Annotated in this window: 21 protein-coding genes and 1 pseudogene; 10 read left to right on the top strand and 12 right to left on the bottom strand. The window is 71.4% G+C overall.

Translation table 11 applies throughout. The annotated features are described in order from the left end of the window. Positions 1-152: 152 nt before the first annotated feature. Positions 153-671 (top strand): hypothetical protein, encoded by a 519-nt coding sequence (locus tag ACIQTP_RS12555; RefSeq protein ID WP_403399062.1) that lies wholly within the window; start codon positions 153-155, stop codon positions 669-671. A gap of 21 nt (positions 672-692) precedes the next feature. On the opposite strand, the gene ACIQTP_RS12550 is transcribed toward ACIQTP_RS12555, so the two are convergent. From ACIQTP_RS12550 to ACIQTP_RS12530, 5 genes are all read right to left on the bottom strand, one after another. Then, positions 693-1844 carry an MFS transporter gene (locus tag ACIQTP_RS12550; protein WP_403399124.1) on the bottom strand — a complete coding sequence of 384 codons (1152 nt, stop codon included), beginning with the start codon at positions 1842-1844 and terminating at the stop codon, positions 693-695. A 278-nt stretch (positions 1845-2122) separates the two neighbouring features. After that, entirely contained in the window at positions 2123-2992 is an 870-nt protein-coding gene (locus tag ACIQTP_RS12545) for a LysR family transcriptional regulator (RefSeq protein WP_403399060.1), read from the bottom strand. Positions 2993-3089: 97 nt separating this feature from the next. Next, positions 3090-3770: a response regulator gene (locus ACIQTP_RS12540; protein ID WP_403399058.1), complete on the bottom strand. Its 681-nt coding sequence runs from the start codon at positions 3768-3770 to the stop codon at positions 3090-3092. Then, complete coding sequence (locus ACIQTP_RS12535) at positions 3767-4981, bottom strand: sensor histidine kinase (RefSeq protein WP_403399055.1); 1215 nt, start codon at positions 4979-4981, stop codon at positions 3767-3769. Before ACIQTP_RS12535 ends, ACIQTP_RS12540 begins: the two co-directional genes overlap by 4 nt. Before the next feature lie 504 nt (positions 4982-5485). Next, on the bottom strand, positions 5486-6166 hold the full coding sequence (locus ACIQTP_RS12530) for a TetR/AcrR family transcriptional regulator (protein ID WP_403399054.1): 681 nt from the start codon (positions 6164-6166) through the stop codon (positions 5486-5488). A gap of 902 nt (positions 6167-7068) precedes the next feature. Between ACIQTP_RS12530 and ACIQTP_RS12525 the strand changes: the two genes are divergently transcribed. Then, the gene (locus tag ACIQTP_RS12525) at positions 7069-7596 is read left to right on the top strand and encodes an amidohydrolase family protein (RefSeq protein ID WP_403399051.1); all 528 of its coding nucleotides are present in this window, start codon (positions 7069-7071) and stop codon (positions 7594-7596) included. A 9-nt stretch (positions 7597-7605) separates the two neighbouring features. Here ACIQTP_RS12525 and ACIQTP_RS12520 read toward each other — a convergent pair whose 3' ends face one another. From ACIQTP_RS12520 to ACIQTP_RS12505, 4 genes and pseudogenes are all read right to left on the bottom strand, one after another. Next, entirely contained in the window at positions 7606-8376 is a 771-nt protein-coding gene (locus ACIQTP_RS12520) for an SDR family NAD(P)-dependent oxidoreductase (protein WP_403399049.1), read from the bottom strand. A gap of 5 nt (positions 8377-8381) precedes the next feature. Beyond that, positions 8382-8630: pseudogene (locus ACIQTP_RS12515) on the bottom strand (acyl-CoA dehydrogenase family protein); the annotation flags it as partial. A gap of 79 nt (positions 8631-8709) precedes the next feature. Beyond that, positions 8710-9012, bottom strand: a complete 303-nt coding sequence (locus ACIQTP_RS12510) for an acyl-CoA dehydrogenase family protein (RefSeq protein ID WP_403399047.1) — start codon at positions 9010-9012, stop codon at positions 8710-8712. 112 nt (positions 9013-9124) lie between these two features. Next, positions 9125-9667 carry a hypothetical protein gene (locus ACIQTP_RS12505; RefSeq protein WP_403399045.1) on the bottom strand — a complete coding sequence of 181 codons (543 nt, stop codon included), beginning with the start codon at positions 9665-9667 and terminating at the stop codon, positions 9125-9127. A 140-nt stretch (positions 9668-9807) separates the two neighbouring features. Between ACIQTP_RS12505 and ACIQTP_RS12500 the strand changes: the two genes are divergently transcribed. Continuing rightward, positions 9808-10380, top strand: a complete 573-nt coding sequence (locus ACIQTP_RS12500; RefSeq protein WP_403399043.1) for a YbhB/YbcL family Raf kinase inhibitor-like protein — start codon at positions 9808-9810, stop codon at positions 10378-10380. A gap of 253 nt (positions 10381-10633) precedes the next feature. Then, positions 10634-11284: a DUF4360 domain-containing protein gene (locus ACIQTP_RS12495; RefSeq protein WP_402047151.1), complete on the top strand. Its 651-nt coding sequence runs from the start codon at positions 10634-10636 to the stop codon at positions 11282-11284. 78 nt (positions 11285-11362) lie between these two features. On the opposite strand, the gene ACIQTP_RS12490 is transcribed toward ACIQTP_RS12495, so the two are convergent. Further along, positions 11363-11569, bottom strand: a complete 207-nt coding sequence (locus ACIQTP_RS12490) for a hypothetical protein (RefSeq protein WP_355304771.1) — start codon at positions 11567-11569, stop codon at positions 11363-11365. 195 nt (positions 11570-11764) lie between these two features. On the opposite strand from ACIQTP_RS12490, the gene ACIQTP_RS12485 reads away from it, so the two are divergent. Then, positions 11765-12001: a chaplin gene (locus tag ACIQTP_RS12485; RefSeq protein WP_403399041.1), complete on the top strand. Its 237-nt coding sequence runs from the start codon at positions 11765-11767 to the stop codon at positions 11999-12001. Between the two features lie 863 nt (positions 12002-12864). Here ACIQTP_RS12485 and ACIQTP_RS12480 read toward each other — a convergent pair. Further along, positions 12865-14394, bottom strand: a complete 1530-nt coding sequence (locus tag ACIQTP_RS12480) for a M81 family metallopeptidase (RefSeq protein WP_403399039.1) — start codon at positions 14392-14394, stop codon at positions 12865-12867. Between the two features lie 11 nt (positions 14395-14405). Then, the gene (locus tag ACIQTP_RS12475; RefSeq protein ID WP_403399037.1) at positions 14406-15641 is read right to left on the bottom strand and encodes an ROK family protein; all 1236 of its coding nucleotides are present in this window, start codon (positions 15639-15641) and stop codon (positions 14406-14408) included. A 209-nt stretch (positions 15642-15850) separates the two neighbouring features. Between ACIQTP_RS12475 and ACIQTP_RS12470 the strand changes: the two genes are divergently transcribed. Genes ACIQTP_RS12470 through ACIQTP_RS12450 form a run of 5 tightly spaced genes read left to right on the top strand, consistent with a single transcriptional unit; the run spans position 15851 to position 22094 of the window. Beyond that, on the top strand, positions 15851-17644 hold the full coding sequence (locus tag ACIQTP_RS12470) for a peptide ABC transporter substrate-binding protein (protein ID WP_403399035.1): 1794 nt from the start codon (positions 15851-15853) through the stop codon (positions 17642-17644). A gap of 4 nt (positions 17645-17648) precedes the next feature. Beyond that, a complete protein-coding gene (locus tag ACIQTP_RS12465) occupies positions 17649-18608 on the top strand; it encodes an ABC transporter permease (protein ID WP_403399032.1) in 960 nt (319 codons plus the stop codon). Further along, on the top strand, positions 18605-19486 hold the full coding sequence (locus ACIQTP_RS12460; protein WP_403399031.1) for an ABC transporter permease: 882 nt from the start codon (positions 18605-18607) through the stop codon (positions 19484-19486). Before ACIQTP_RS12465 ends, ACIQTP_RS12460 begins: the two co-directional genes overlap by 4 nt. Continuing rightward, positions 19483-21147, top strand: a complete 1665-nt coding sequence (locus ACIQTP_RS12455; protein ID WP_403399029.1) for a dipeptide ABC transporter ATP-binding protein — start codon at positions 19483-19485, stop codon at positions 21145-21147. The genes ACIQTP_RS12460 and ACIQTP_RS12455 overlap by 4 nt, the downstream gene beginning before the upstream one ends. A 32-nt stretch (positions 21148-21179) precedes the next feature. Beyond that, positions 21180-22094 carry an ROK family protein gene (locus tag ACIQTP_RS12450; RefSeq protein ID WP_403399122.1) on the top strand — a complete coding sequence of 305 codons (915 nt, stop codon included), beginning with the start codon at positions 21180-21182 and terminating at the stop codon, positions 22092-22094. Positions 22095-22216: the final 122 nt, after the last annotated feature.

Below are 22216 nucleotides of genomic sequence, written 5' to 3'. Positions count from 1 at the left end.
TCCCCAGGGCGGCGGGGACACGGGTTCTGGCTGGGCACGGCTTGATCGCCGATCAAGGAGGGCAAAAACGCTGGCCACGGCGCGTTCCGCTCATTTGACACCCAGTTGAGGGCACAGATAGGAAACACCTCTCTGAGGTGGAGAGGTGGACCGTGCACGAACCGAACGTGGTCGGGGACTGGCAGGAGTACGACGAGCATGCCGGCCTGCGCGTCCGCGTCCACGGGGTGGAGCGGGCGGAGCCGCCGCGCGGACGCGACGACGCCGCCGAAGGGCTCACGTACTTCCGGTGCCGGGTGACCGTCGAGAACCGTGGTGGCGACCACTTCGGCATCCATCTCGAGGACGGCCAGATGGACATCCGTGTCGGCCCCGACGGCGAGAGCGCCTTCCTGGACTGGCGCAACTCCCAGTTCATCGAGGGCTACGACGTCTACCCCCTGCGCCGGGCCACCGCGGTCCTCTTCGCCGCGGGCCCGGACGCCTCCCTTCCCCGGGTGGACATCCAGATCCAGCTGAAGGTCGACGACGAGTGGACCGACCGGTACCTGTGGGTCGGCGGCATCGACCTCTACGAGGGTTCGGTCGACGCCGCCGCCCGGTCCGACTCGGCGAGGGACAGCCTCGCCTGTCAGGTGAGCAACTTCCTGCGGGGGGAAGCGGGATCGTGACCCCGCTCCCCGGGGCACTGATCAAGCCGTACGGCGTTCCGTCGTCCAGTGGAGCAGGCCCAGCACCGGCAGGGCGGCGCCCAGGACGGTGACCGCGGTCCAGCCGGCCGCGTGGTAGGCGATCGAGCCGAGCTGGGAGCCGAGCGCGCCGCCGACGAAGAAGATCGCGATGAACGCGCTGTTGAGGCGGGCGCGGGCGTTCGGGTCGAGCTGGTAGATGGTGTGCTGACCGAGGATCAGGGTGCTCTGCACGGCCGTGTCGATCAGGACCGCGGCCAGGGCGATCAGGGCGATGTGGGACTGACCGAAGCCCGCGAGCGCGAAGGCCAGGGCCGCGACGGCGAAGGCGATCCCGGTCATGGGACGGACGAGCCCGCGGTCGGCCCAGTGACCGGCGAACGGGGCGACGGCCGCACCGGCCGCACCGACGAGCGCGAAGAGGCCGACACCGATGGGGGAGTAGTGGAAGTGGGGGCCCGTCAGGACGTACGACACGGTGGTCCAGAACGCGCTGAACGCACCGAACATCGCCGCCTGGTAGAGGCCCCGGCGCAGCAACACGGGGTGGCGGCGCACCAGTTGGAGCGTGGAGCGCAGGACATGGGCGTACGGCATGGTCGTGGTCGGCGCGTGCTGCGGCAGGGCCGCGCGCAGGGCCAGGGCCAGCAGGGCCATCAGGACGGCGGAGCCGAGGTACACCACCCGCCAGCCGGCCACGTCGGAGACCAGGCTGCTGAGGGTGCGGGAGAGCAGGATGCCGGTGAGCAGGCCGCTCATCACCCGTCCGACGATCCGGCCACGGGCGTGGTCGGGGGCGAGGCTCGCCGCGAAGGGGATCAGTATCTGGGCGACGACCGAGGTGCCTCCACTGATCAGGGAGGCGATCAGCAGCATGGGGAAGCTGGTGGCGAGACCCGCGGCGACCAGGGCGAGCGTGGTGACCGTCAGGAGCACGCTGATCAGTCCGCGCTTCTCCAGCCGGTCGCCGAGCGGGACGATGAAGAGCATGCCCAGGACATAGCCGACCTGGGTGAGGGTGATGAGTCCGCCGGCGGCCGCCGTGCCGACGTGGAACACGTCGCGCAGCGAGGACAGCAGGGGCTGGGCGTAGTACAGGTTGGCGACCGTCATGCCGGAGGCGACGGCGAAGAGGGCGACCAGCCAGCCCGGCACGCCGTGCGCCGCCTGCGCGGTGGCGGTCTGGCCCGGTGACTTGAGGACGGGGGACTTGGGCACGGGCACCTTCTCGGGAAGGGAACCGGTGGAGCGGTTCGGGAAGCGCTGCGTGGTGGTCGAGTGGCCTCGTTGCCGCTCGCACGGTTTCCTCAGCGCCCGCGGAGCCTCCGTGCTTCCCCTGTCGTGGCGATGATTTCGAATGTCAGTCATCTCCGAACGAGATGAGCTGCGGGATGAACCGCTTCGTCCCTCCATCGCCCCCCACGCGATGCCCGTCAGGCCATGTGCCGCAGCAGGGCCGCGACCGCCGGGGGCGCCTCGCCGCGCGGCTGGACCACCATGACCTTCCAGCTCGGCGCGTGCCGGTCGAACCGGTACTTGTCCAGGTCGGGGAAGCGGTCGGCGATCGAGAGGGGCATGACGCACACACCCAGGTCGGCGCGGACGATTTCGGATGCCGCGACGATGTCGTTCACCTCGAAGGTCGACTCGCGCTCGACGGCGGCCGCACGGAACGCCCGGTCGACGGCGAGGCGGATCGCCCAGCCGGGCGTGAAGTCCACCAGCGGCAGCCGGGCCGCTTCGGCGAGCGTGACCCTCCCGTCGGGCCCGGCCCCACCCAGGACCCGGCCCGGCGCGGACACCAGCACCATCTCCTCCCGGGCGAGCAGCCGGGTCACCAGGCCGCGCTGCTGCTGACGGTCGAGGGCGACCACCGCCAGGTCCACCGTGCCCTCGCGCAGCGCCTGGCGGATGTCGGTCACGGCCCCCTGCCGCAGCCGCACCACCACTCCCGGATGTTCCGCGCGCAGCGCGGCCAGGGGGCGGTGCAGGTCGGCCCACACCCCCTGCATCGTGCCGACCGTCACCCGTCCCCGCAGCTGTCCCCGCGCGGCGTCGACCGCCGACCGCGCCTGTTCGGCGGCGCGCAACGTCGCCCGCGCGGCCGGTACGAAGGCCTCGCCCGCCGGGGTCAGCGACACCCGGTGGGTGGTGCGGTCGAACAGCGGGGTCCCGAGCTCCCGCTCCAGTGCGCGCACGGTGCTCGACACGGCGGACTGCACCACGTGCAACCGCTGCGCCGCGGCGGTGAACCCGCCCTCCTCGGCCACCGCGACGACGACCTCCATCTGCCGCAGATCCATGTCCTCTCCCGACGCCCCGGTCCATCTCCCGCAGAGATGGTGGTCCTCCTGGGTTATCACAGAACGGGGCGGAGCGGCCCCCCGGCGCGATGGGGGGTCAGGGGGTGGGTGGTGCGGGGGTGACGAGGCCGGTCTGGTAGGCGATGACGACGAGTTGGGCGCGGTCACGGGCGCCGAGTTTGGTCATGGCGCGGTGGATGTGGGTGCGGACGGTGAGGGGGCTGACGGTGAGTTGGCCGGCGATTTCGTTGTTGGAGTGGCCTTCGGCTGCGAGGGCCATGACCTCGCGTTCGCGGGCGGTGAGGGTGGTGAGGGCTTCAGGGGGTGCGAGGGGGGTGTTGGGAGTGGGAGTGGTGAGGAAGCGGGTGATGAGGGTGCGGGTGGCTTGGGGAGAGAGGAGGGTGTCGCCGGCGGCGACGGTGCGGATGGCGTCGAGGAGGGCGTCGGCGCCGACGTCTTTGCCGAGGAAGCCGCTGGCTCCGGCGCGGAGTGCTTGGGCGACGTATTCATCGATTTCGAAGGTGGTGAGGATGAGGACGCGGGTGGTGTCGAGGTCGGGGTCGGCGCAGATGGTGGCGGTGGCGGCGAGGCCGTCGGTGTGGGGCATGCGGATGTCCATGAGGACGACGTCGGGTTGGTGGATGCGGGCGAGGTCGATGGCTTCCGTGCCGTTGGTGGCTTCGCCGACGACTTCGAGGTCGGGGCAGGAGTCGATCAGGATCCGGAAGGTTGCCCGGAGCAGGGCCTGGTCGTCGGCGAGCAGCACACTGATGGTCATGGGGTGCGGTCTTCTTCCGGGGCGGGGGTGTACAGCGGCAGATCCGTGGTGACCTCGAAGCCGCCCTCGGCCCGGTGATCGGCCCTGAGCCGGCCGCCCACGGACAGGGCGCGCTCACGCATGCCGATGAGACCGAAACCGTGGCCCGGGGCCGGAGCGGCGGTCACGGTGGTCGCTCCCTCGTCGGTGACCGTGATGGTCAGCCGGTTGCGGGAGTAGACGAGCCGCACGTGTGCGGTGTCCGAGGCGGCGTGCTTGGTGACGTTGGTGAGCGCCTCCTGAATGATGCGGAAGGCGGTCAGGTCCACTCCCGGTGACAGCGGACGCGCCGCGCCCTCGGTCGTGACGTCGACCGTGAGCCCGGCGGTCGTGAACGCGGCCGTGAGCTCCGAGAGCTGGTCAAGGCCCGGGGAGGGTTCCAGCGGCGCGTCGGGGTCGTTGGTCTGGCGCAGCAGTCCGACGGTGGCCTTCAGCTCACGCAGCGCGGACGCGGTGGTGCCGGCGAGGTCGTCGAGGATCTTCTGCACCTGCTGGGGATGGGTGCGCTGGAGATGGGCGGCCGTCCCGGCCTGCGCGTTGGCCAGCGCGAGGTGGTGGGCGACGACGTCGTGCAGCTCACGGGCGATGCGCATGCGCTCCTCGGCCACCCGGTGCCGCGCCTCCTCCTCACGGGTGCGTTCGGCGATCTCCGCACGGGCGTGCACGGCCTCCAGGTAGTCGGCCCGCAGCCGGGTCGCGGTGCCCCAGGTGATGGGCACCAGCACCCAGAAGACGGGGCCGACCGTCGCGAGGACGAGGGACAGCGGATGGCGGGAGGAGCCGACGAGCAGCGCGGTGGTGACCAGCAGCGCGGCGGTGCCGGCCAGGCCGACGCGCGCGGTCCTGCGGTCGGTGTGGACGGCCAGCCAGTACAGCGCGGCCATGAGCGGTGCCAGCAGCAGGGGAGTGATCAGATAGCCCAGGGCGTTGGCGGCGTTGGCGGCGGCCGCGGTCACCGCTACCACCGTGAGCGGGTACCTGCGGTGCCACAGCAGGGCCAGGGCGCCGATGCCGCCCAGGAGAACGCCGGGCCACGGGGCGAGGTGCCGGCCGGTGGCTTCCGCGCTGGTCCAGGTGCTGCCGAGAGCGGCGGCGGCGAACAGCAGCAGCACGACCGTCACCCGCAGGACGCGGGGATGGTCCTTGGCGAACCGCTGCCAGCTGGTGTTCATCGGGAGGGTTTCCTGTCGGGTGCTGTGACCATGGTGAACCCTCTCAGCCTCCCTGAGCAGGGGCGTCCCGTCGTCATGTGTCGGCCGACTCTCCCGGCTACTGAGAACGCAGTACCGAACGGCCGGTGTGTCCTACCTGAGCATGACGAGTGGTCCGGCGTACGCGGATGGGCCCTGTCCGGCCGAGCATGCCGTCGGCGCCCACGTTCGGCACCGGTGTCCCCGCACGCGGCATCGGTGCGGCTGCGCTCGTACCGCTCGACGAAACAGACGAAACAGCGGCGCGCAGGGTGGTCCGGCCGTGAGGCAGCCGCCGCCGGCTCCAGCCGCCGACGCATCAGCTCGGGGCTCTCCCGGTGGCGCACCAGCGGAGCGCCGAGGGCGCGAGCGCTTCCAGGCTGAAGTTCGGGAACCCCCTGATCCTCCGACCATCGCGGTGAGAGCCATACTCTCCATGGCAGAGAATAGAACTCGCGGCGGGTGGACCAGGGGTCGGGGCCCGTGTTACGCGGAGGCGGACCCGCCCGCCGTGGCCGGAACGCCCGAGATGCCGCCCAGGCAGAACTGCCAGATCTCCTCGGAGGTCACCGGGTGGGCGTGGCTGTCGGCGGGGACCCCGTGGGCCTGCGAGGCGAACATGACGGTCTGCATGACGAGGGCGGCCTGACTGCGGGGTTTCCCGCCGGCGACGAGACCCGCCTCAGCCGCCTGCTCGATGATCTCGGTGAAGACCGTGAGCAGCGGGATGTGGGCGGTCGCCACCTGCTCGGGGTGCTTGGCCAGCAGCTGCAGCGCGAAGTCGTTGAACAGCGGGCGCTGGACGCCGGGGCTGGGGTGTGACTGCTCGTAGAGCGTCTCGACGGCGATCCGCAGGCGCTGCAGCGGATCGCTCTCGGTGGCGGCCGCCTCGCGGACCTTGGCGGCGCCCATCGAGAGCGCGTCCTCGAACAGGGCGAGGAGCAGCTCGTGCTTGCCGTCGAAGTGCTGGTAGAAGCTGCGCAGGGACTGCTTCGAGCGGTCGACGACCTCCTGGACGGTGAAGTCGGTCGTGCCCTTCTCGACGATCAACTCCTGTGCCGAGTCCAGGAACCGCTGCACGCGTTGCTCGGCGCGAAGCTTCGCGGCACGGGTCGATCGCTCTACGGCGCGCTGGCGCCACGCTGGTTCTTCGGGAACTGCGGTCACTTGCAGAACGATACTCCACCTCAGTGGGAATAAGCTGCGGCGTCCTACCGAATCGCGCATGACAAGTTTAGATACTCTTACTTGCGTTCGCGAGAATGGCATTCTCGCCGCATGCATCTGGGATGGCAGGCGAAGCGGCCCCCCGACGCGATCGCGGTCATCGATGGCGGCGGCATGGACCCTCACATGCGCCGAGCTCGACGCACGGTCCCGGCAGCCGACGGCGGCGCTAGACCTCGGGCCCGGGACCCCATCGCGACCCGTACGCCCAGCGGCGCGGCCTTCCCGGAAGTCGCCTGGGCCGCCCGGCGTTCAGGCCTCCTCCACAGCCTGCCCAGGGACCCCGGCGGCAAGTTGCGCAAGGGCCTGCTCCGGTCCCGCGGATGTGCGCGACCGGGAGGGACTGGTGGCCGCCCTGCGGCGGGGGGCGCCGGGGGAGTGGGCGCGGGCTTTCGCTATCACGAGAGCGTGGCGGGAGCGCTCGACCGGTGGACGCTCGACGGTTTCGCGCCGATCGGCCGGTGCGGGTCCAGCATCGCAGCTGGGCCCTGTGGGTGTGGAACGGCGCCCCGCTGCGGGCGGCCGGGCTGGACGGCGAGAGCGACGGGCGGTTCTGGCGAGAGGACGAGCGGCTGCGCGGCTTCGTACCGCCCATGCGGCTGGATCTGCGGAGGGGTGGGGTCCCGGGCCGCGGCGTACGGCGTCACGGGGTTCACCAACGCCGATCCGCAGCCGGGGCAGGGGCTGGCCTAGCTGCTCTCGGTACTGCCGCAGCGGCTCGTCGTGATGGGGCTCGGCGACGCGCCGGTGAAGTTCCTGCTCGACGACGCGACCCTGCCGACGCCGGGTGAGCTGGCGGCATCCGTGGCGGCGGTGCGGCCCCGCCCGGTGGCGTGCACTGTGTGACCCGGGTGCAGTTGTTCGTGACCCCGCTCGCCCTGGACGAGGCCGGGCCGGTCGCGGGCGGCCGGATCGGGCACGGGTCGGTGATCCCGGCCGAGACGATGCCCTGGCTCGTGCGGCTCGGCGTGACGGTCGTGACGCAACCGCACTTTCCCGTGGAGCGGGGACGGGAGTACGCGACCGACGTGGACCCGGACGACCAGGCTCATCTGTACCGCCGCTCCCTGGCCGAGGCGGGGATTCCGCTCGCCGCCGGGACCGACGCGCCGTACGGGAGTGCCGATCCCTGGGCGGTCATACGGGCGGCCGTCGAGCGGTCCGGCGGAAAGGCGGTGGACCGGCGCGCGGCACTGGAACTGTTCGCGGGTGAGCCCCAACACCCCTGGCAGGTAAGGCTGTTGGCGGTAGGCTCGGTCGCCGACCTGTGCCTCCTCCACATACTGCTGAAGGAAGCCCTCGATCTCATGTCCGCCGACGTCGTACGCGTGACGTTCGTCGGCGGACGGCTGATCACGCCGCCGGAGTGAGCCAGGGCCTTACACGCTGTACCCGCCGTCCACCCCCAGCGCCTGCCCGGTGATGAAACCGGCGCGGTCCGAGGCCAGGAAGGCCACCGCCTCCGCGATGTCCTTCGCCTCGCCGAAACGACGCAGCGGAATGTTGCGCCGGGCGATGTCCAGGGCCGCCGTGTCGAGTTCGCCGGATGTGATCAGACGGGCGGCGATGCCGTCGGTCAGCATGCCGGGGCCGACGCAGTTCACGCGGACCCCGTAGCGGCCCTCCTCTGCGGCCAGTGCCCGCGCCACCGCCTCGACCGCCCCCTTCGTGCCCGACGACAGCCCGTCGCGCACGGGGAACCGCCGGGTGGCCACGGTGGTGACGGCGACGATGGAGCCCCGCGTCTCCCGCAGCCGGGGCAGCGCGGGATGGACGAGGTTGAAGAACGCCACCGCGTCCGCGTCGAGCTGGGCCCGGTACTGACTCGGCGTCACCTTGCTGAGGTGCACCATCGGCACATGCGGGCCCGCCGCGTACACGAGCGTGTGCAGGCCCCCGTAGGCGTCGGCCGCCTCGGCGACCGCCTCCGCCGTGGCCTGCTCGTCGCCCAGGTCGAGGCGCCGGGCGAGGACTTGACGCCCGTACGCCTTCACCTCGGCGGCCAGGGCGTCGGCCCCGGCCTGGCTGGTGCGGTACGTGAACGCCACGTCGCTGCCGCGCTCGGCCAGCACGCGCACGACGGCCGCGCCGATGCCGCCGGTGCCGCCCGCGACGAACGCGACGCCGGTCCTGCTGGAGAAGTCCGCCATGCTGCTCACAGTCCCAGGGATTTGGCGCTGATGACCTTCATGACCTCGCTGGTGCCGGCGTAGATGCGGGTGATGCGCGCATCCGCGTACAGCCGGGCGACGGGGTACTCCAGGATGTACCCGTACCCTCCGAAGAGTTGCGGACACCGGTCGACCGCGCGTGCCTGCATCTCCGTGCAGAACAGTTTGACCTTGGCCGCGTCCGCGCCGGAGAGGTCGCCGTCGACGACCTCGCGCACCGCCCGGTCGAGCACGAGGTGACGGCGTTGCGGCCCATCTTCGGGACGGGGCCGACGTCGATCCTGTCGCGGTCCAGGTCGGTGAGGAACAGTGTCATTCCGTCGGTCCGCTTGGCGACCTCGTCGACCCGATCGAGCTCGCGGCAATCATCCCGCCGCCGGATCGCGCCACTTCCTCGAGCGGCAGTGTGGCCTCGGTGATCCCGAGACCGTGGCCGCCGTACTCCTCCGGAATGGTGAGCCCCAGCCATCCGCCGTTCGCGACGGCGGCGTAGAACTCCTCGGGGAACCGGTGGTCCCGGCCCCTTTCCATCCAGTACCGGTCGTCGAAGTCGCGCAGGAGCCCGACGACTGCCTCGCGGATGGTTTCCTGATCCTCGGTCAGCTCAAAGTCCACGATGTCGGACCCCTCCGCAGCTTTGATAGCTGCGAAACATGACAAAGGTCAGACCGTACGTACAGTGCGGACGCGGTGGCCCTCTGCGGGGGTGTGCGACCAGCCCCAGCCCCTAGCGGTCCGCGGCCGGGTTGCCCTCGACCCACTGGATGAGGAGCTGGCGCACGTACGGGTTGCCCTCCTGCGCGGAGTGCGCCAGTCGCTCCGCGCTCGCGCGTGCCGCCCGCCAGGCCACCGGGGTGTCCTCGGTGTGCGCGGCGTCGGCGGCGGCCAGCGCGTCGGCCGCCAGGCCCCGGAGATCCTCGGCGAGGTCGTCGTGTGCCGCGGCCCGGTACGCCTCCAGACGCAGCGCCGTCAGTTCCTCGGCGGAGGGGGCGGGCCGCGCCGGCGGCTGGGCGTAGCCGCTGACCGCGATGACCACGCAGAAGGTCGCCACGTCCCGGCGGCTCTCCCGCTGTCCCCGCGCGATGGCGGGCCCGAGCCAGGCGGCGGCCTTCCAGTGGGCCACGGTGGTGGCCGTGAGGAGGGAGATGGTGAGCGCGGTAAGAGGAATCCAGCCACCGAGGAAGTAGCCGACCGGGCCGAGCACAAGGAGGCAGGCCCCGCTGAGCATCCAGATGCGACGGCGGCCGATTCTGAGGTGTCGGGACTCCATGCCCTTCAGTGTCGCAGGGGCGTGTGGGGAGCGGTGAGGCGGCGCGGGATTCACGGAGCGCGCCGCCCGGTGCCGGGGGAGCGGAATTCGGCGGCCGGGTTGCCGACCCGGGCCGCGCGCCCGGCGCTAACGTGGCGGACATGCGCCGTGGGAACTGGCTCGGAACCGTCGTGACGGCAGCCGTGGTGACCCTCGCCGCGGGCTGCGGGGGTGCCTCGGGGACACCCGCCGCGTCCGCGGCACCGACGCCGGGCGCCTCGGGAGCGATCAGGGTGACGAGCCCCGCCTTTGCGGACGGTGGCACCGTCCCACGCCGTTTCACCTGCGACGGCGCGAACGTGTCCCCGCCGCTGCGTCTCTCCGGTGTGCCGGGTGGCGCGGCCGAGCTCGTCGTGCTGGCCGAGGATCCGGACGCCGCGTCCGGCACCTTCGTGCACTGGCTCATGTGGGGCGTCGACCCGCACGAGACGACGCTGGGTGCGGGCACCGTCCCGAAGGGGTCCGTACAGGGCCGCAACGGCTTCGGACAGCGGCGCTACGGCGGTCCCTGCCCGCCCGCCGGCACACCCCACCACTACGTCTTCTCGGTCCTCGCCGCCGACGCGAGGCTGCACCTTCCCGAGGGCGCCACGGTCGACGCCGTACGGCGCGCGCTGGCCGGTCACACGGTGGGCTCCGGCACCCTCGTCGGGCGCTACGGACGTACGGGCTGAATGGCCGGAGATCGCCCTGCCCAACCGTGACGGGCGTACATACGATGCGGTCGATCCCGGCCTTCACAGCTCCTTCACAGGCCGGGGTCGCATGGGCATGGGCTTGTCATGTACATGCTTCAACGATCCGCGCTTGATCCAACGCACTGGTCTGCGACGGCGCCGCACGTCCACGTGAGGCGCTGCACCCCCCAATTCACGGCGGCACACGTTCCCTACCGCCGTAGACACCAACGCAACGGATTGGAGCACCATGGCTGGTGGGCTGCTTCTGGGTGGCGCGATAGCCGCCCTGTTCGCCACCGCACTACCGGGTCCGGACCCCTCCTCCGGGATCGTCGACCCGCCCCCGGACAAGATCGTCATCAAGGTCGCCACCGTGAACGGCTCCGGCTGTCCGCAGGGAACCGCCGCCGTCGCGGTCTCCCCGGACAACACGGCCTTCACGGTCACCTACAGCAACTACCTCGCCCAGGTCGGAGGCAACTCCGACCCCACCGCCTTCCGCAAGAACTGCCAGCTCAACCTGATCGTTCACGTGCCGCAGGGCTTCACGTACGCCATCGCCAGCGCGGACTACCGCGGCTTCGCCGCACTCCAGTCGGGCGCGAACAGCACCGAGAAGGCCTCGTACTACTTCCAGGGCTCGTCGAGCACGGCGGCCATCACCCACCCCTTCCGCGGCCCCTACAACGACAACTGGCAGTCCACGGACGTCACCGACTGGGCCCAACTGGTATGGGCACCCTGCGGTGTCCAGCGGAACTTCAACATCAACACCGAGCTGCGCGTCAACGCGGGCACGTCCGCTCCCGGCAGCACCAGTTTCATGACCATGGACTCCACGGACGGTGACATCAGCACCATCTACCACCTCGCCTGGAAGGAGTGCCCCGACTCCTGACCTCCCGCTCCGTCCGCATGCCCTTGACCGGCTCCGCCGCATCGGAGCCGGTCAAGTGGAGCCGGCGAGCTGGGTGAGCTAGGGAAGCAGTCTTTCGATGGCTGTGGGTCCGTCCTCCCGCAGGCGGCGCTCGGCCCAGGCGAGGTTCTTCGGACTGAGGTCGCGACCCGCGGCGAGCACCATGTCCTCGGCGGTCACGGGGCCTTCGGAGCCGGTGTGCAGCAGCGTGTCGGGGGTCGCCCTGTCGTCGGACGGTGAGGACGAATCGGGCTGGCTTTTTGGCATGATCTCTCCCTCTTCCACCTGACCTGTTCTCACGCTACGGGCATTCCGCACACCCCGCGCGACACGCCCCGCGCGCACGCGGTTGAGGGGGGTTCGGGGCGCCCGCGCCCCATTCGGACGTACAACGATGTCGGTCGTCGGTCGTGGAGGTGATGGTGGAAGCACTCGCACCCCTGCGACTGATCGGAGCTTGCAATGCGTATTCGTCTCATGGCCGCCGCCGGGCTGGCGGGCGTGGCCCTCCTCGCCACCGCCGGGACCGCTGCCGCCGCCGACCCCGACCCCGTCGGTGCCGCCGTGGGCAGCCCCGGACTCCTGTCCGGCAACGTCGTCCAGATCCCCCTCGACCTCGGTCTCAACCTCTGTGGCGACTCCATCGACCTGGTGGGTCTGCTGAACCCGGCCGCGGGGAACACCTGCACGAGCAACTGAACCGGCTGACCGCCGAGCCACGCCGGGCAGGGCTTCCCCTGCCCGGCGGACGGCCACCGTTTCCTGGCGGACGGCGATCGGCTTGGGCGGGGGTCTAGTGCCCTGGCGGACGGCCACCGGTCTTGGCGGACGACATCTTTCCTGGCGGATGGCGATCGGTTGGGCGGGTGGTCTCGTGCCGTGGCGGACGGCTGCCGGTCCTGGCGGACAGCCGCCGGCTTCGGCGCACGGTTGTAGGTGTTGGCGAACCGCCGCCGAACCCGCTGGCCGGCCATCGGTCCTGGCGGACGACCACCGGCGTCGGCCGGTCGCCGGTCATTGGCGGACGGGCACCCGTTCTCGCGGACGGTCGCCGGTGTTGGCGAACCGCAGCCGGACATGGCGGACGACCACCGGATCTGGCGGACGGCCGCCGGCTTCGGCGCCGGGTCGCCGGTCGTGGCGGACGGCCAACGATCCCGGCCTGGTGGACTGCCACTGGTGTCGGCGGGCCGCTGCTCGTCCTGGCCGATGGCCGTCGATCCCGGCGGGCCGCCACCCGACCCGGCGGGCTGCCACTCGTTCTGGCAGGTGGTCACCGGTCCCGGTGGGCCGCCATCCGACCCGGCGGACTGCCATCCGACCAGGCGGACTGCCATCCGACCCGGCGGGCCGCCACTCGTTCTGGCAGGTGGTCACCGGTCCCGGTGGGCCGCCAACCGCAGACAGCCACTGGTGCATCCACTGGTTCCGGCGGAGCGCTACAGGGCCCCGCGATCTGCCACCCGGGCCGGGGATCGGTCCCCGGCCCGGCAGTCTGCCCCCGACCCGCCCGGGCGACGCTCGTCCCGATGATCGGTTCTGGATGTGGGGTGCCCGATGGGTTACTCGTCCGCCCCGCCCAGCGGCTCGTTCGACGGGGGGATGATGCGGGCCGTGAGGTCCGGGTCGGGCATGTTCGGGTCGAACGGGAACATGGGGCGGCGGATACGGTGGTGCCCCAGCCGGACGAGGTCCTGGTCGACGCCGCCCGGGGTCAGCGCCATCTTCCAGCCGGCGGACATGGCGAACAGTTCCGGTTCCAGATAGCCGATCTTGACCACGACGACGTCGGCGCCGCGCGGGTCGAGCGCCAGGCCGGTGAAGTCGTGCTCGTAGTGGTACGGCTTGCGGAGCCGCGTGATGATCACGTACACGCTTCCGACCCGCAGGACAACCTCGGTCCCGGCGTCCCGGTCCCCGTGCCGGACCGCGTGGACCACCCCGGTCATGGTGAGCGGCCCGGCATGCCGGTCGTCCACCTCGGCACCGGCCGTGACCGTGACGCTCGCGCCGACGCCCGCCTTCTCCGCGGCCTCGACGGCGGCCGGCCCCGGCACGGACGCGTAGATGACCGTCGGCCCGGACGGTTCCTTGAACTCCGGCCGGGCGAGGACGCGTTCGAGCCCCCACGTGACATCGCCCGCGCCGCCCGCCGTCGGATTGTCGCCGGTGTCGCTGATGAAGAACGGCCGGACGTCGGGGGAGGAGGCCAGCGCCTCGTCGAGACACTCGTCCAGTGACCCGGTCGGCGCGACGAACGCGAACACCCTGCGCGCCTCCCAGAATCCGCGCGCCAGCCGCTCGGCGCCCTGGGCGACGGCGGCTTCGGCCGGCCCGGTGACCACGATCGCGGCGCGGTTGCGCGGCTCGTCCGCCCACGCGTACCCGACCCAGATCGCGGCGTCGGTCACGCCGTCCGTCGCCTCCACCTCGTCGACGGCCGCGTACACGCTCCTTGCGGGCTCGATGCGCGTCGAGGTCTGCTCACCGGCCAGCAGCACGGGCACCGGGATCCAGGCCTTGACCGGCCGGGCCGCGCCGGTGGTGAGCAGATCCACGAGATGGCGGGCGGCCCGCTCCTTCGTCTCCATGTGGTCCTCGTGCGGAGCCATCCGATAGCAGGTGATGAGGTCGCTCCTGTGCGCGAGCTCGCGCGAGACGTTGCCGTGCAGGTCCATGGAGGTGGACACGATGACGTCGGCTCCGACGGTCTCGCGGATCCGGGCGAGCAGGACGGCCTCCGCGTCGGCGACGCCCTCCACCGTCATGGCGCCGTGGATGTCGTACCAAAGGCCGTCGAGGCGCGGCAGTTCCCCGAGCCGGCGCAGGAGTTCCGCGGAGAGCTCCGTGAACGCGGCCGCGGTCACCGTCCCCCCGGGCAGCGCCTTGCCGACGAGCGCGCCGCGCCAGTCGGCGGCGTCACGCAGGGGCGTGCCGGGCGCGAGGAAGGGATAGCGCGTGAGGACGTCCGCGCCGCGCTGCGGGTGGAAGGCGGGCGCCTCGGTCCGCGCCGGTGAGAACGTCGACGACTCGATGCCGAGTCCGGCGATGGCGATGACGGGCCGGGCGACGGCGGTACGGGGGTGCGTCATGGATCCTCGATTCATATGCGCTGGTCGGAATGGAGTCCCGCTCCTGTCGCTGTTCCTGCTGCCGCTCCGGTCACGGTGCGGAGTGCGTGGGACAGCGCCCGCTGGAGCGCGAACTGGCCCGCGCCGACCAGCCCCGCGTCCGCGCCCAGGCTCGCCCGCTCGATCACCAGGTGCTTGGTCACCAGCGGATGGCACCCCTCGTACAGCTGACTGCGGACGGCGGCGACGAACGGTTCGAGCGTGGAGAGGATGCCGCCGAGGTACACGGCGTCCGGGTTGAAGAAGTTGACGTTCGCGGCCAGCACCATGCCGAGGTAGCGGCCGGCCTGACGGACGGCGCGGGTCGCCTCCGGGTCGGCGTCGGACGCGAACCGGACGACGTCCTCGATCGAGTCGACGTCGAGCCCCCGCTCACGCAGGACGCGCGCCAGCGCCGCGCCCGACGCGACGGTCTCCAGACACCCGGTGTTACCGCAGGAACAGGGGATGTCGTGGCCCGCTTCGACCCGTACGTGGGTGATCTCGCCGGCGGCCCCGGTCCCGCCCCGGTAGAGCCGTCCGTCCGCGATGACACCCGCGCCGATCGCGGAGCCCATCTTCACCATGATCGACTGGCGGCGCTCGGCCGGCTGGACACTGTGCTCACCGACGGCCATGCAGTTGGCGTCGTTCTCGATCGCCGCCGGAACGCCGAAGCGGTCCTCCAGCCAGGCCCGGACGGGGAACCGGTTCCAGCCGGGCATGCGCGACGGCAGTGTCACCACGCCGGAGGCCACGTCGACCGGACCCGGCAGCGAGAGGCCGACCCCCTTGAGCAGCTCCCGCCCATGCTGCTCGGCGAGGCCCTCCAGCGTCCCGGCGAGTCCGGGCAGCGCCGCCTCGGGCCCCTCCGCCGTCGGGAACGGCACCGTCGACACGTCCGTGAGCCCGCCGCCCGGCAGCACGACACCGACGTGCGCGTGTCTGCCCCCGAGTTCGGCCGCGACCGCGAACCCGTCGCTGCCGCCGAGCCGCAGGACCTTGCGCGGACGCCCTCCCGCGGAGGAGCGCGTGCCCTGCTCCGCCACCAGCCCGTGGGTGACGAGCTGACCGACCGTCAGCGAGATCGTCGAGGGCGCGGCCCCGAGCAGATCGGCGAGTTCGGTGCGCGTGGTCGCCTGCCCGGAGGCGAGGAGTTCGAGGACGCGCTCGGCCAGGGACGAGACGCCCGTGGCACCCCTGCGGTGGACCGCACTTTTTTCAGGCATGGACGAAGTAACTTCCGACGACGGGATCGGGATGTCGAGCGTACGTCTCCGAAGCCGCCTCTCCACTTTTTTCAGAACAGCAGAAACAGGCTTTTTACAGCGGGGCGTCTGTTTCTTCGAACAGTCGGGCCGTTGACTGGCTCCGCCACGCCCCTTGCCTCTTTGTTCACTCCGATTGTTCGCCCCGATTGTTCATCCCGAGGAGAGTCATGTCCCCTGCTCGCGCGACACTCGTCGCCGGTGCCGTCGTCTCGGCGGGCACGCTGCTGCTCGCGGGCTGCTCCGGGACGAGCGGCACGTCGTCCACGTCCCCCGACTCCATCAACTACGCGCTGCCCGCGAACTTCACCCCGAACTGGATCCTGCCGATCGGCACGGCAGCGCATCTCAACACCAACAACATCTCCATCGCCAACAGCCTCTGGGAGCCGCTCGTCGCGTACGACGGCTCGACCGGCAAGATCGCCTGGAACAAGAACGGGTCCATCGCCACCACCGCCGCCTTCGCCTCCGACGGCAAGAGCGTCACCCTCACGCTCGGCGACCGCAGGTGGAGCGACGGCAAGCCGATCACCTCGCGCGACGTCGAGTTCTGGTTCAACCTCATCAAGGCGAACAAGGAGCAGTGGGCGGGCTACAACCCCGGCAAGGCGCCGGACAACTGGACCTCGTTCAAGACCGTCGACGACCACCACTTCACGCTCACGTTCGACAAGGCCTACAACTCCGACTGGATGCTCGCCAACGAGCTGAGCGCGATCAACCCGCTCCCGCAGCACGTGTGGGACAAGACGGCCGCACCGGCCGCGGTGTCGGACGCCGACCGGACGGCCGCCGGCGCCAAGCAGGTGTGGACGTACCTCAACACGGCCGCGAAGAACATCTCCGGCTACGAGAGGGACGCGCTGTGGAAGACCGTCAGCGGTCCCTACGCGGTCAAGTCCTTCTCGACCGCGGGCAAGGTCGTGCTCACCGCCAACAAGAAGTACGACGGCGGTGAGAAGCCGGACATCGCCACCGTGAACCTGCTCCCCTTCACGACGGCGGACGCCGAGAAGAACGCGCTGCGCTCGGGGAGTGTCGACTACGGCTACATCGAGGCGACCGACCTCGACCAGAAGGACCGGTTCACCGCCCAGGGGTACACGGTCAAGCCCTGGTCGGGCTGGGCGATCACCTACATGCCGTACAACTTCAACAACCCCTCCATGGGAGCCGTGTTCAAGCAGCTCTACGCCCGTCAGGCGGTCCAGCGGTCGATCGACCAGAGCAGCCTGGCGAAGGTCATCTTCAACGGCACGGCGGTCCCCGGTTACGGCCCCGTCCCGCAGGCGCAGTCGAGCGACTTCCTCTCGCCCACGCAGAAGGACGATCCGTACCCCTTCTCGACCTCGGCCGCCAAGTCCCTGCTGACCGGCCACGGTTGGACCGAACAGGGCGGAGTCATGGTGTGCACGGACCCGGGCACAGGTGCCTCGCAGTGTGGTGACGGGGTCGCCAAGGGCACCAGGTTCCAGATGCAGGTGCTGTCGCAGTCCGGCTCGACCGTGACCGACAACATGATGAGCGCGATCCAGTCCTCGCTGGAGAAGACCGGGATCAAGTTCACGATCAAGACCGCGCCCGTGAACTCGGTGCTGTCCCAGACCCCGCCGTGCACGGCGAGCCAGTCGATATGCAAGTGGCAGCTGTCGTTCTTCGGCACGGCCGGCAGCTGGTACTTCAGCGCCTTCCCGACCGGCGACTCGCTCTTCCAGAGCAAGGGCGGCTCGAACTTCGGCAGCTACTCCGACCCGGAGACCGACCAGTTGATCGCCGCCTCCACCACGTCGAACTCCGCGCAGGCCGTACGGGACTACAGCGCGGCCGTCGCCAAGGACCTGCCGGTCATCTGGCTGCCGGAGCCCGACTACCAGATCTCGGTTCTCAAGAACGGTCTCGGCGGCTTCTCACAGGACTCGCTCGCCAACTTCCACCCGGCGCAGTGGAAGTGGAACCGCTGACCGCATGGACACCCTCCTCTATCTGACCCGGCGCGTCCTGCAGTCCCTCGCGGTGATCCTCATCGTGACGGTGGTGGTCTTCTGCCTGCTGCACGCGCTGCCCGGGGGTCCCGCACGCGGGATCCTCGGCCCGCAGGCGACGGCCCAGCAGATCGCGCAGTTCGACCACGAGCAGGGCCTCGACCGCTCGCTCCCCGTCCAGTACCTCTACTACCTGCGCACCTTGCTGCACGGTGACCTCGGCACCTCGTACACCCTGAACGAGGCGGTCTCCCGGCTCATCGAACAGCGCCTCCCGAAGACCCTGGTCCTCACCGTGCTGTCCGCGCTGACCGGGCTCGCGCTCGCGATCCCGCTCGGCATGTGGCAGGCGGTCCGGCGCAACAAGCCGGTGGACTACGTCATCACGACGCTGAGCTTCGTCGCGTACTCGACCCCCGTGTACTTCCTCGGGCTCGTCCTGGTCCTGGTCTTCACACAGCTGCTGCCCTGGTTCCCCTCGCAGGCCCCGCAGGGCGACACGCTCGGACAGGTGCTCTCCCAGCCGGACGCACTGGTCCTGCCGGTCGTCGCGGGAGCCGCGTCCATGGTCGCCGTCTTCAGCCGGTACATGCGCGCCGCGACCCTGGAGAACCTCTCCGAGGACTACGTACGCACCGCGCGGGCCGGCGGCTCCCGGCCCCGCGCGATCCTGTGGCGGCACGTGTTCCGCAACTCGCTGACCCCCGTCGTCGCGATGCTCGGCTACTACGTGCCCGTCCTCTTCGGTGGCGCCCTCGTCGTCGAGCAGCTCTTCAACTACCCGGGGATGGGGCTGCTGTTCTGGAGCGCCGCGCAGTCCTCCGACTATCCGGTGCTGCTCGGCTGCGTCCTCGTCATCTCCGTCGCGACCGTCGTCGGCACCCTGCTCGCCGACATCGTCCAGCGGATCGTCGATCCCCGAGTCAAGGCGGCCCGGTCATGAGCGCGGTACTGCCGGTGACACCCACCGTGGAGGCGGCCGCCGGGTTCCGCCTCGCCCTGCGCCGGTTCGCGCGCAACAGGCTCGCGGTCGCGGGTCTGGCGGTCGTCGTCCTGTTCCTGCTCTTCTGCTTCGCCGGCCCACTGCTCCACTCGACCGACCAGACCCACACCCATCTCACCCAGGTGAACCTGGCCCCGAGCGGCGCGCACCTGCTCGGCACCGACGCCGTCGGACACGACGAGCTGGGGCGGCTCATGTACGGCGGCAAGGTGTCGCTGCTCGTCGGCCTCGCCTCCGGCCTCCTCGCGACCGTCATCGGCACGTTCTGGGGCGCGGTCGCGGGCTACGCGGGCGGCTGGATCGACGCCGTGATGATGCGGGTCGTGGACGCCGGAATCGCCATCCCGGCGCTCTTCATCCTCCTCGTCGTCTCCGCCATCACCACCCCGGACACCTGGGGGCTCGTCGTCATCCTCGGCCTGGTCTCCTGGCTGGTCCCCGCCCGTCTCGTCCGGGCCGAGACACTCACCCTGAAGGGCCGGGACTACGTGCTGACACTGCGCGCCATCGGCGGCACGCACGGCCGGGCGATCGGCCGGCACATCCTGCCGAACTCCGTCTCGACGGTCGTGGTCGCCGCCACCTTCCAGGTCGCCGACGCGATCCTCCTCGTGGCCTACGTGTCCTATCTCGGCCTGGGCGTCCAGCCCCCGTCGACGGACTGGGGCGGCATGCTCTCGGCCGGTCTCACGGCCGCGTACTCGGGACGCTGGTGGCTCATCGTGCCGCCCGGCCTCGCCATCATCCTCGTCGTCTGCGCCTTCAACGCCATCGGCGACGGGCTGCGCGACGCCTTCGACGTGAGGGGACGCGGATGACCGCCGACATCCTGCGGATCGAGAACCTGGGCGTCACCTTCTCCACGGAGACGGGTGAGGTGGCCGCGGTACGAGAGGTCTCGCTGCGCGTGCGGCCAGGGGAGACGCTCGCCCTCGTCGGCGAGTCAGGCTCCGGCAAGTCGACCGTCGCGCTCGCCGCGATGGGGCTGCTGCCGGGCACCGCCCACGCCACGGGCCACGCCGTCGTCGGCGGCACCGACGTCATCGGCGCCACCGAGGCCGACCTCGCGGGTCTACGGGGCCGCACCGCGTCGATGGTGTTCCAGGAACCCGCGACCGCGCTCGACCCGCTCACCCGGATCGGCGCCCAGATCGCCGAGGTCATCCGCAACCACCGTCCCGTCACGGCCAAGGAGGCCGCCGGGGAGGCCGTCGAACTCCTGCGCCGCGTCGGCATCCCGGATCCGGGGACGAGGGCGTCCGCGTTCCCGTTCCAGCTCTCCGGGGGACAGCGGCAGCGCGTGGTCATCGCCATGGCGATCGCCAACGCGCCGAGCCTGCTCATCGCCGACGAACCCACCACCGCGCTCGACGTCACCGTGCAGGCCGAGATTCTCGACCTGCTGCGGTCGCTCGCCGCGGACTTCGACACGGGGGTACTGCTGGTCACGCACAACATGGGAGTCGTCGCCGACTTCGCGGACCGCGTCGCCGTCATGCTCCAGGGAGAGATCGTGGAGACGGGGCCGGTGGAGGAGGTGCTCCTGCGGCCCACGCACGCGTACACCAAGCGCCTGCTCGGGGCGGTGCCGCGGCTGGCCGTCGCCGAGCCGGGGGCCGACTCCCGGCGCCCCGAAGAGGACCGCCCCGCCGCGGAACCGGTGGTCGAACTGCGGGACGTGAGCGTGCGGTTCGGCCGCGGGCGCCGCGCCGTCCGGGCACTCGACGGCGTCTCGCTGACGGTCAGGCCCGGTGAGACCGTGGGTCTGGTGGGGGAGTCGGGCTCGGGCAAGTCGACCGCGGCGCGCGTCGCGCTGGGCCTCGTACCACCGTCGTCCGGCTCGGTGTCGCTGTTCGGCGCCGACCTCGGCAGGACCCGGGGGCGGGCCCGGCGCGCCCTGCTGGCCGGTGTCGGCGTGGTCCTGCAGGACCCGGTCGCCTCGCTCGACGCCCGCATGAGCGTGGCGGAGTGCGTCGCCGAGCCGCTGCGCGTGCACCGCCGGGGGATGCCGGCGGCTGAGCGCCGGACCCGGGTCGGCGACGTACTCGAACTCGTCCGCCTGCCGCGGGAGTTGGCCCACCGGGGTCCGCGTGAGTTGTCCGGTGGCCAGCGGCAGCGGGTGAGTCTCGCCCGGGCGCTGGTCCTTGAGCCGCGGCTGCTGGTCGCCGACGAGCCGACGAGCGCGCTCGACGTGAGTGTGCAGCAGTCGGTGCTTGAGGTGATCGCGGGGCTCCAGGGTGAGCTGGGGTTCGCCTGCCTGTTCGTGTCCCACGACCTCGCCGTCGTACAGCAATTCGCCCAGCACGTGGTCGTTCTGCGGGCCGGGCGCATCGAGGAGGAGGGCAGTACGGCGACCACGCTCCTGCACCCGCGCACGGACTACACGCGACGGCTCATCGCCGCCGTGCCCGTGCCGGACCCGGTGCTGCAACGCCGTCGGCGCGCGGAACGGCGGGCCGCGACGGGGGTCACGGCGTGACCGCATCCGGGAGCCGCCTCCCGACGCCCGAGGTGTACGCCGGTGTCGACATCGGCGGTACGACCACCCAGGTCGTGCTCTGCGCGGCCGACCTCACCGTCGTCGACTCCGTGGAGGTGCCGACACCGGCGGCCGAGGGCGGACGGGCGATGGTCCGCGCCGCGCTCGCCGCCCTGGATCTGCTCCGCGCACGCGCGGCCTCGCGGCTGCTGGGCGTCGGTGTCGGCGCGGCAGGTGTCGTCGACAGCCGGGCCGGCCGCATCCTCGTGGCGAGTGACTCCTTCCGCTCCTGGGCCGGGTTCGCGGTGACGGCGACGGTCGAGGACGCGCTCGGCGTACCGGCCTTCCTCGACAACGACGTCAATGCCTTCCTGCGCGGCGAGGTCGCGAAGGGAGCCGTCGCGGGTGAGCCCTCCGCACTCGGGATGACGCTCGGCACCGGGGTCGGGGGCGCGCTGTGGCTGGACGGCGCGCTGTTCGAGGGGGCGCACGGGGCGGCGGGCGAGATCGGCCACCTGCCCGGTTTCGGTGACCTGCCGTGCACCTGCGGCGGCCGTGGCCACCTGGAGACGCTCGCCTCCGGCCGCTCCCTCGCGGCCCGCTACAGCGAGCGGACGGGGCGTTCCCTGACCGCCCGGGGCGTCGCCGAGGCGGCGGCGGACGGCGACCCCGACGCGCTCGCCGTCTACGAGGCCGCGGGGGCGGGCGTCGCCCGCGCGATCCTGATCACGGCGGGTCTGGTGGACCTCACGACCTTCGTGATCGGCGGCGGGGTCAGCCGGGCCTGGGACCTCCTCGAACCGTCGATCGGCGCCGCGCTCGCCGCCGAGCCGCCGGTCAGCGGGCAGCCGATCCGGGTCGTACCAGCACGGCTGGGCAGCCGTGCGGTGGCGATCGGCGCGGCGGCCCGGGCGCGGACGGAACTCGGGGCGGTGACAAGGGCGTAGGGGGCGGGGTGGGTAACTGCCGTTGGCCGGTGGGTGAGTTGACGGCCAACGCTCCTTCATTGGCCTGTACATGACCGCAGTTGACGGGTCAGACTGTGCGCCGAAACCCGCCCCCCACCGAG

The organism is Streptomyces sp. NPDC090798, from assembly GCF_044768965.1.
Classification (GTDB): domain Bacteria; phylum Actinomycetota; class Actinomycetes; order Streptomycetales; family Streptomycetaceae; genus Streptomyces.
Note: the sequence above shows the minus strand (reverse complement) of the source record. Positions and strands in the feature narration are given on the sequence as shown.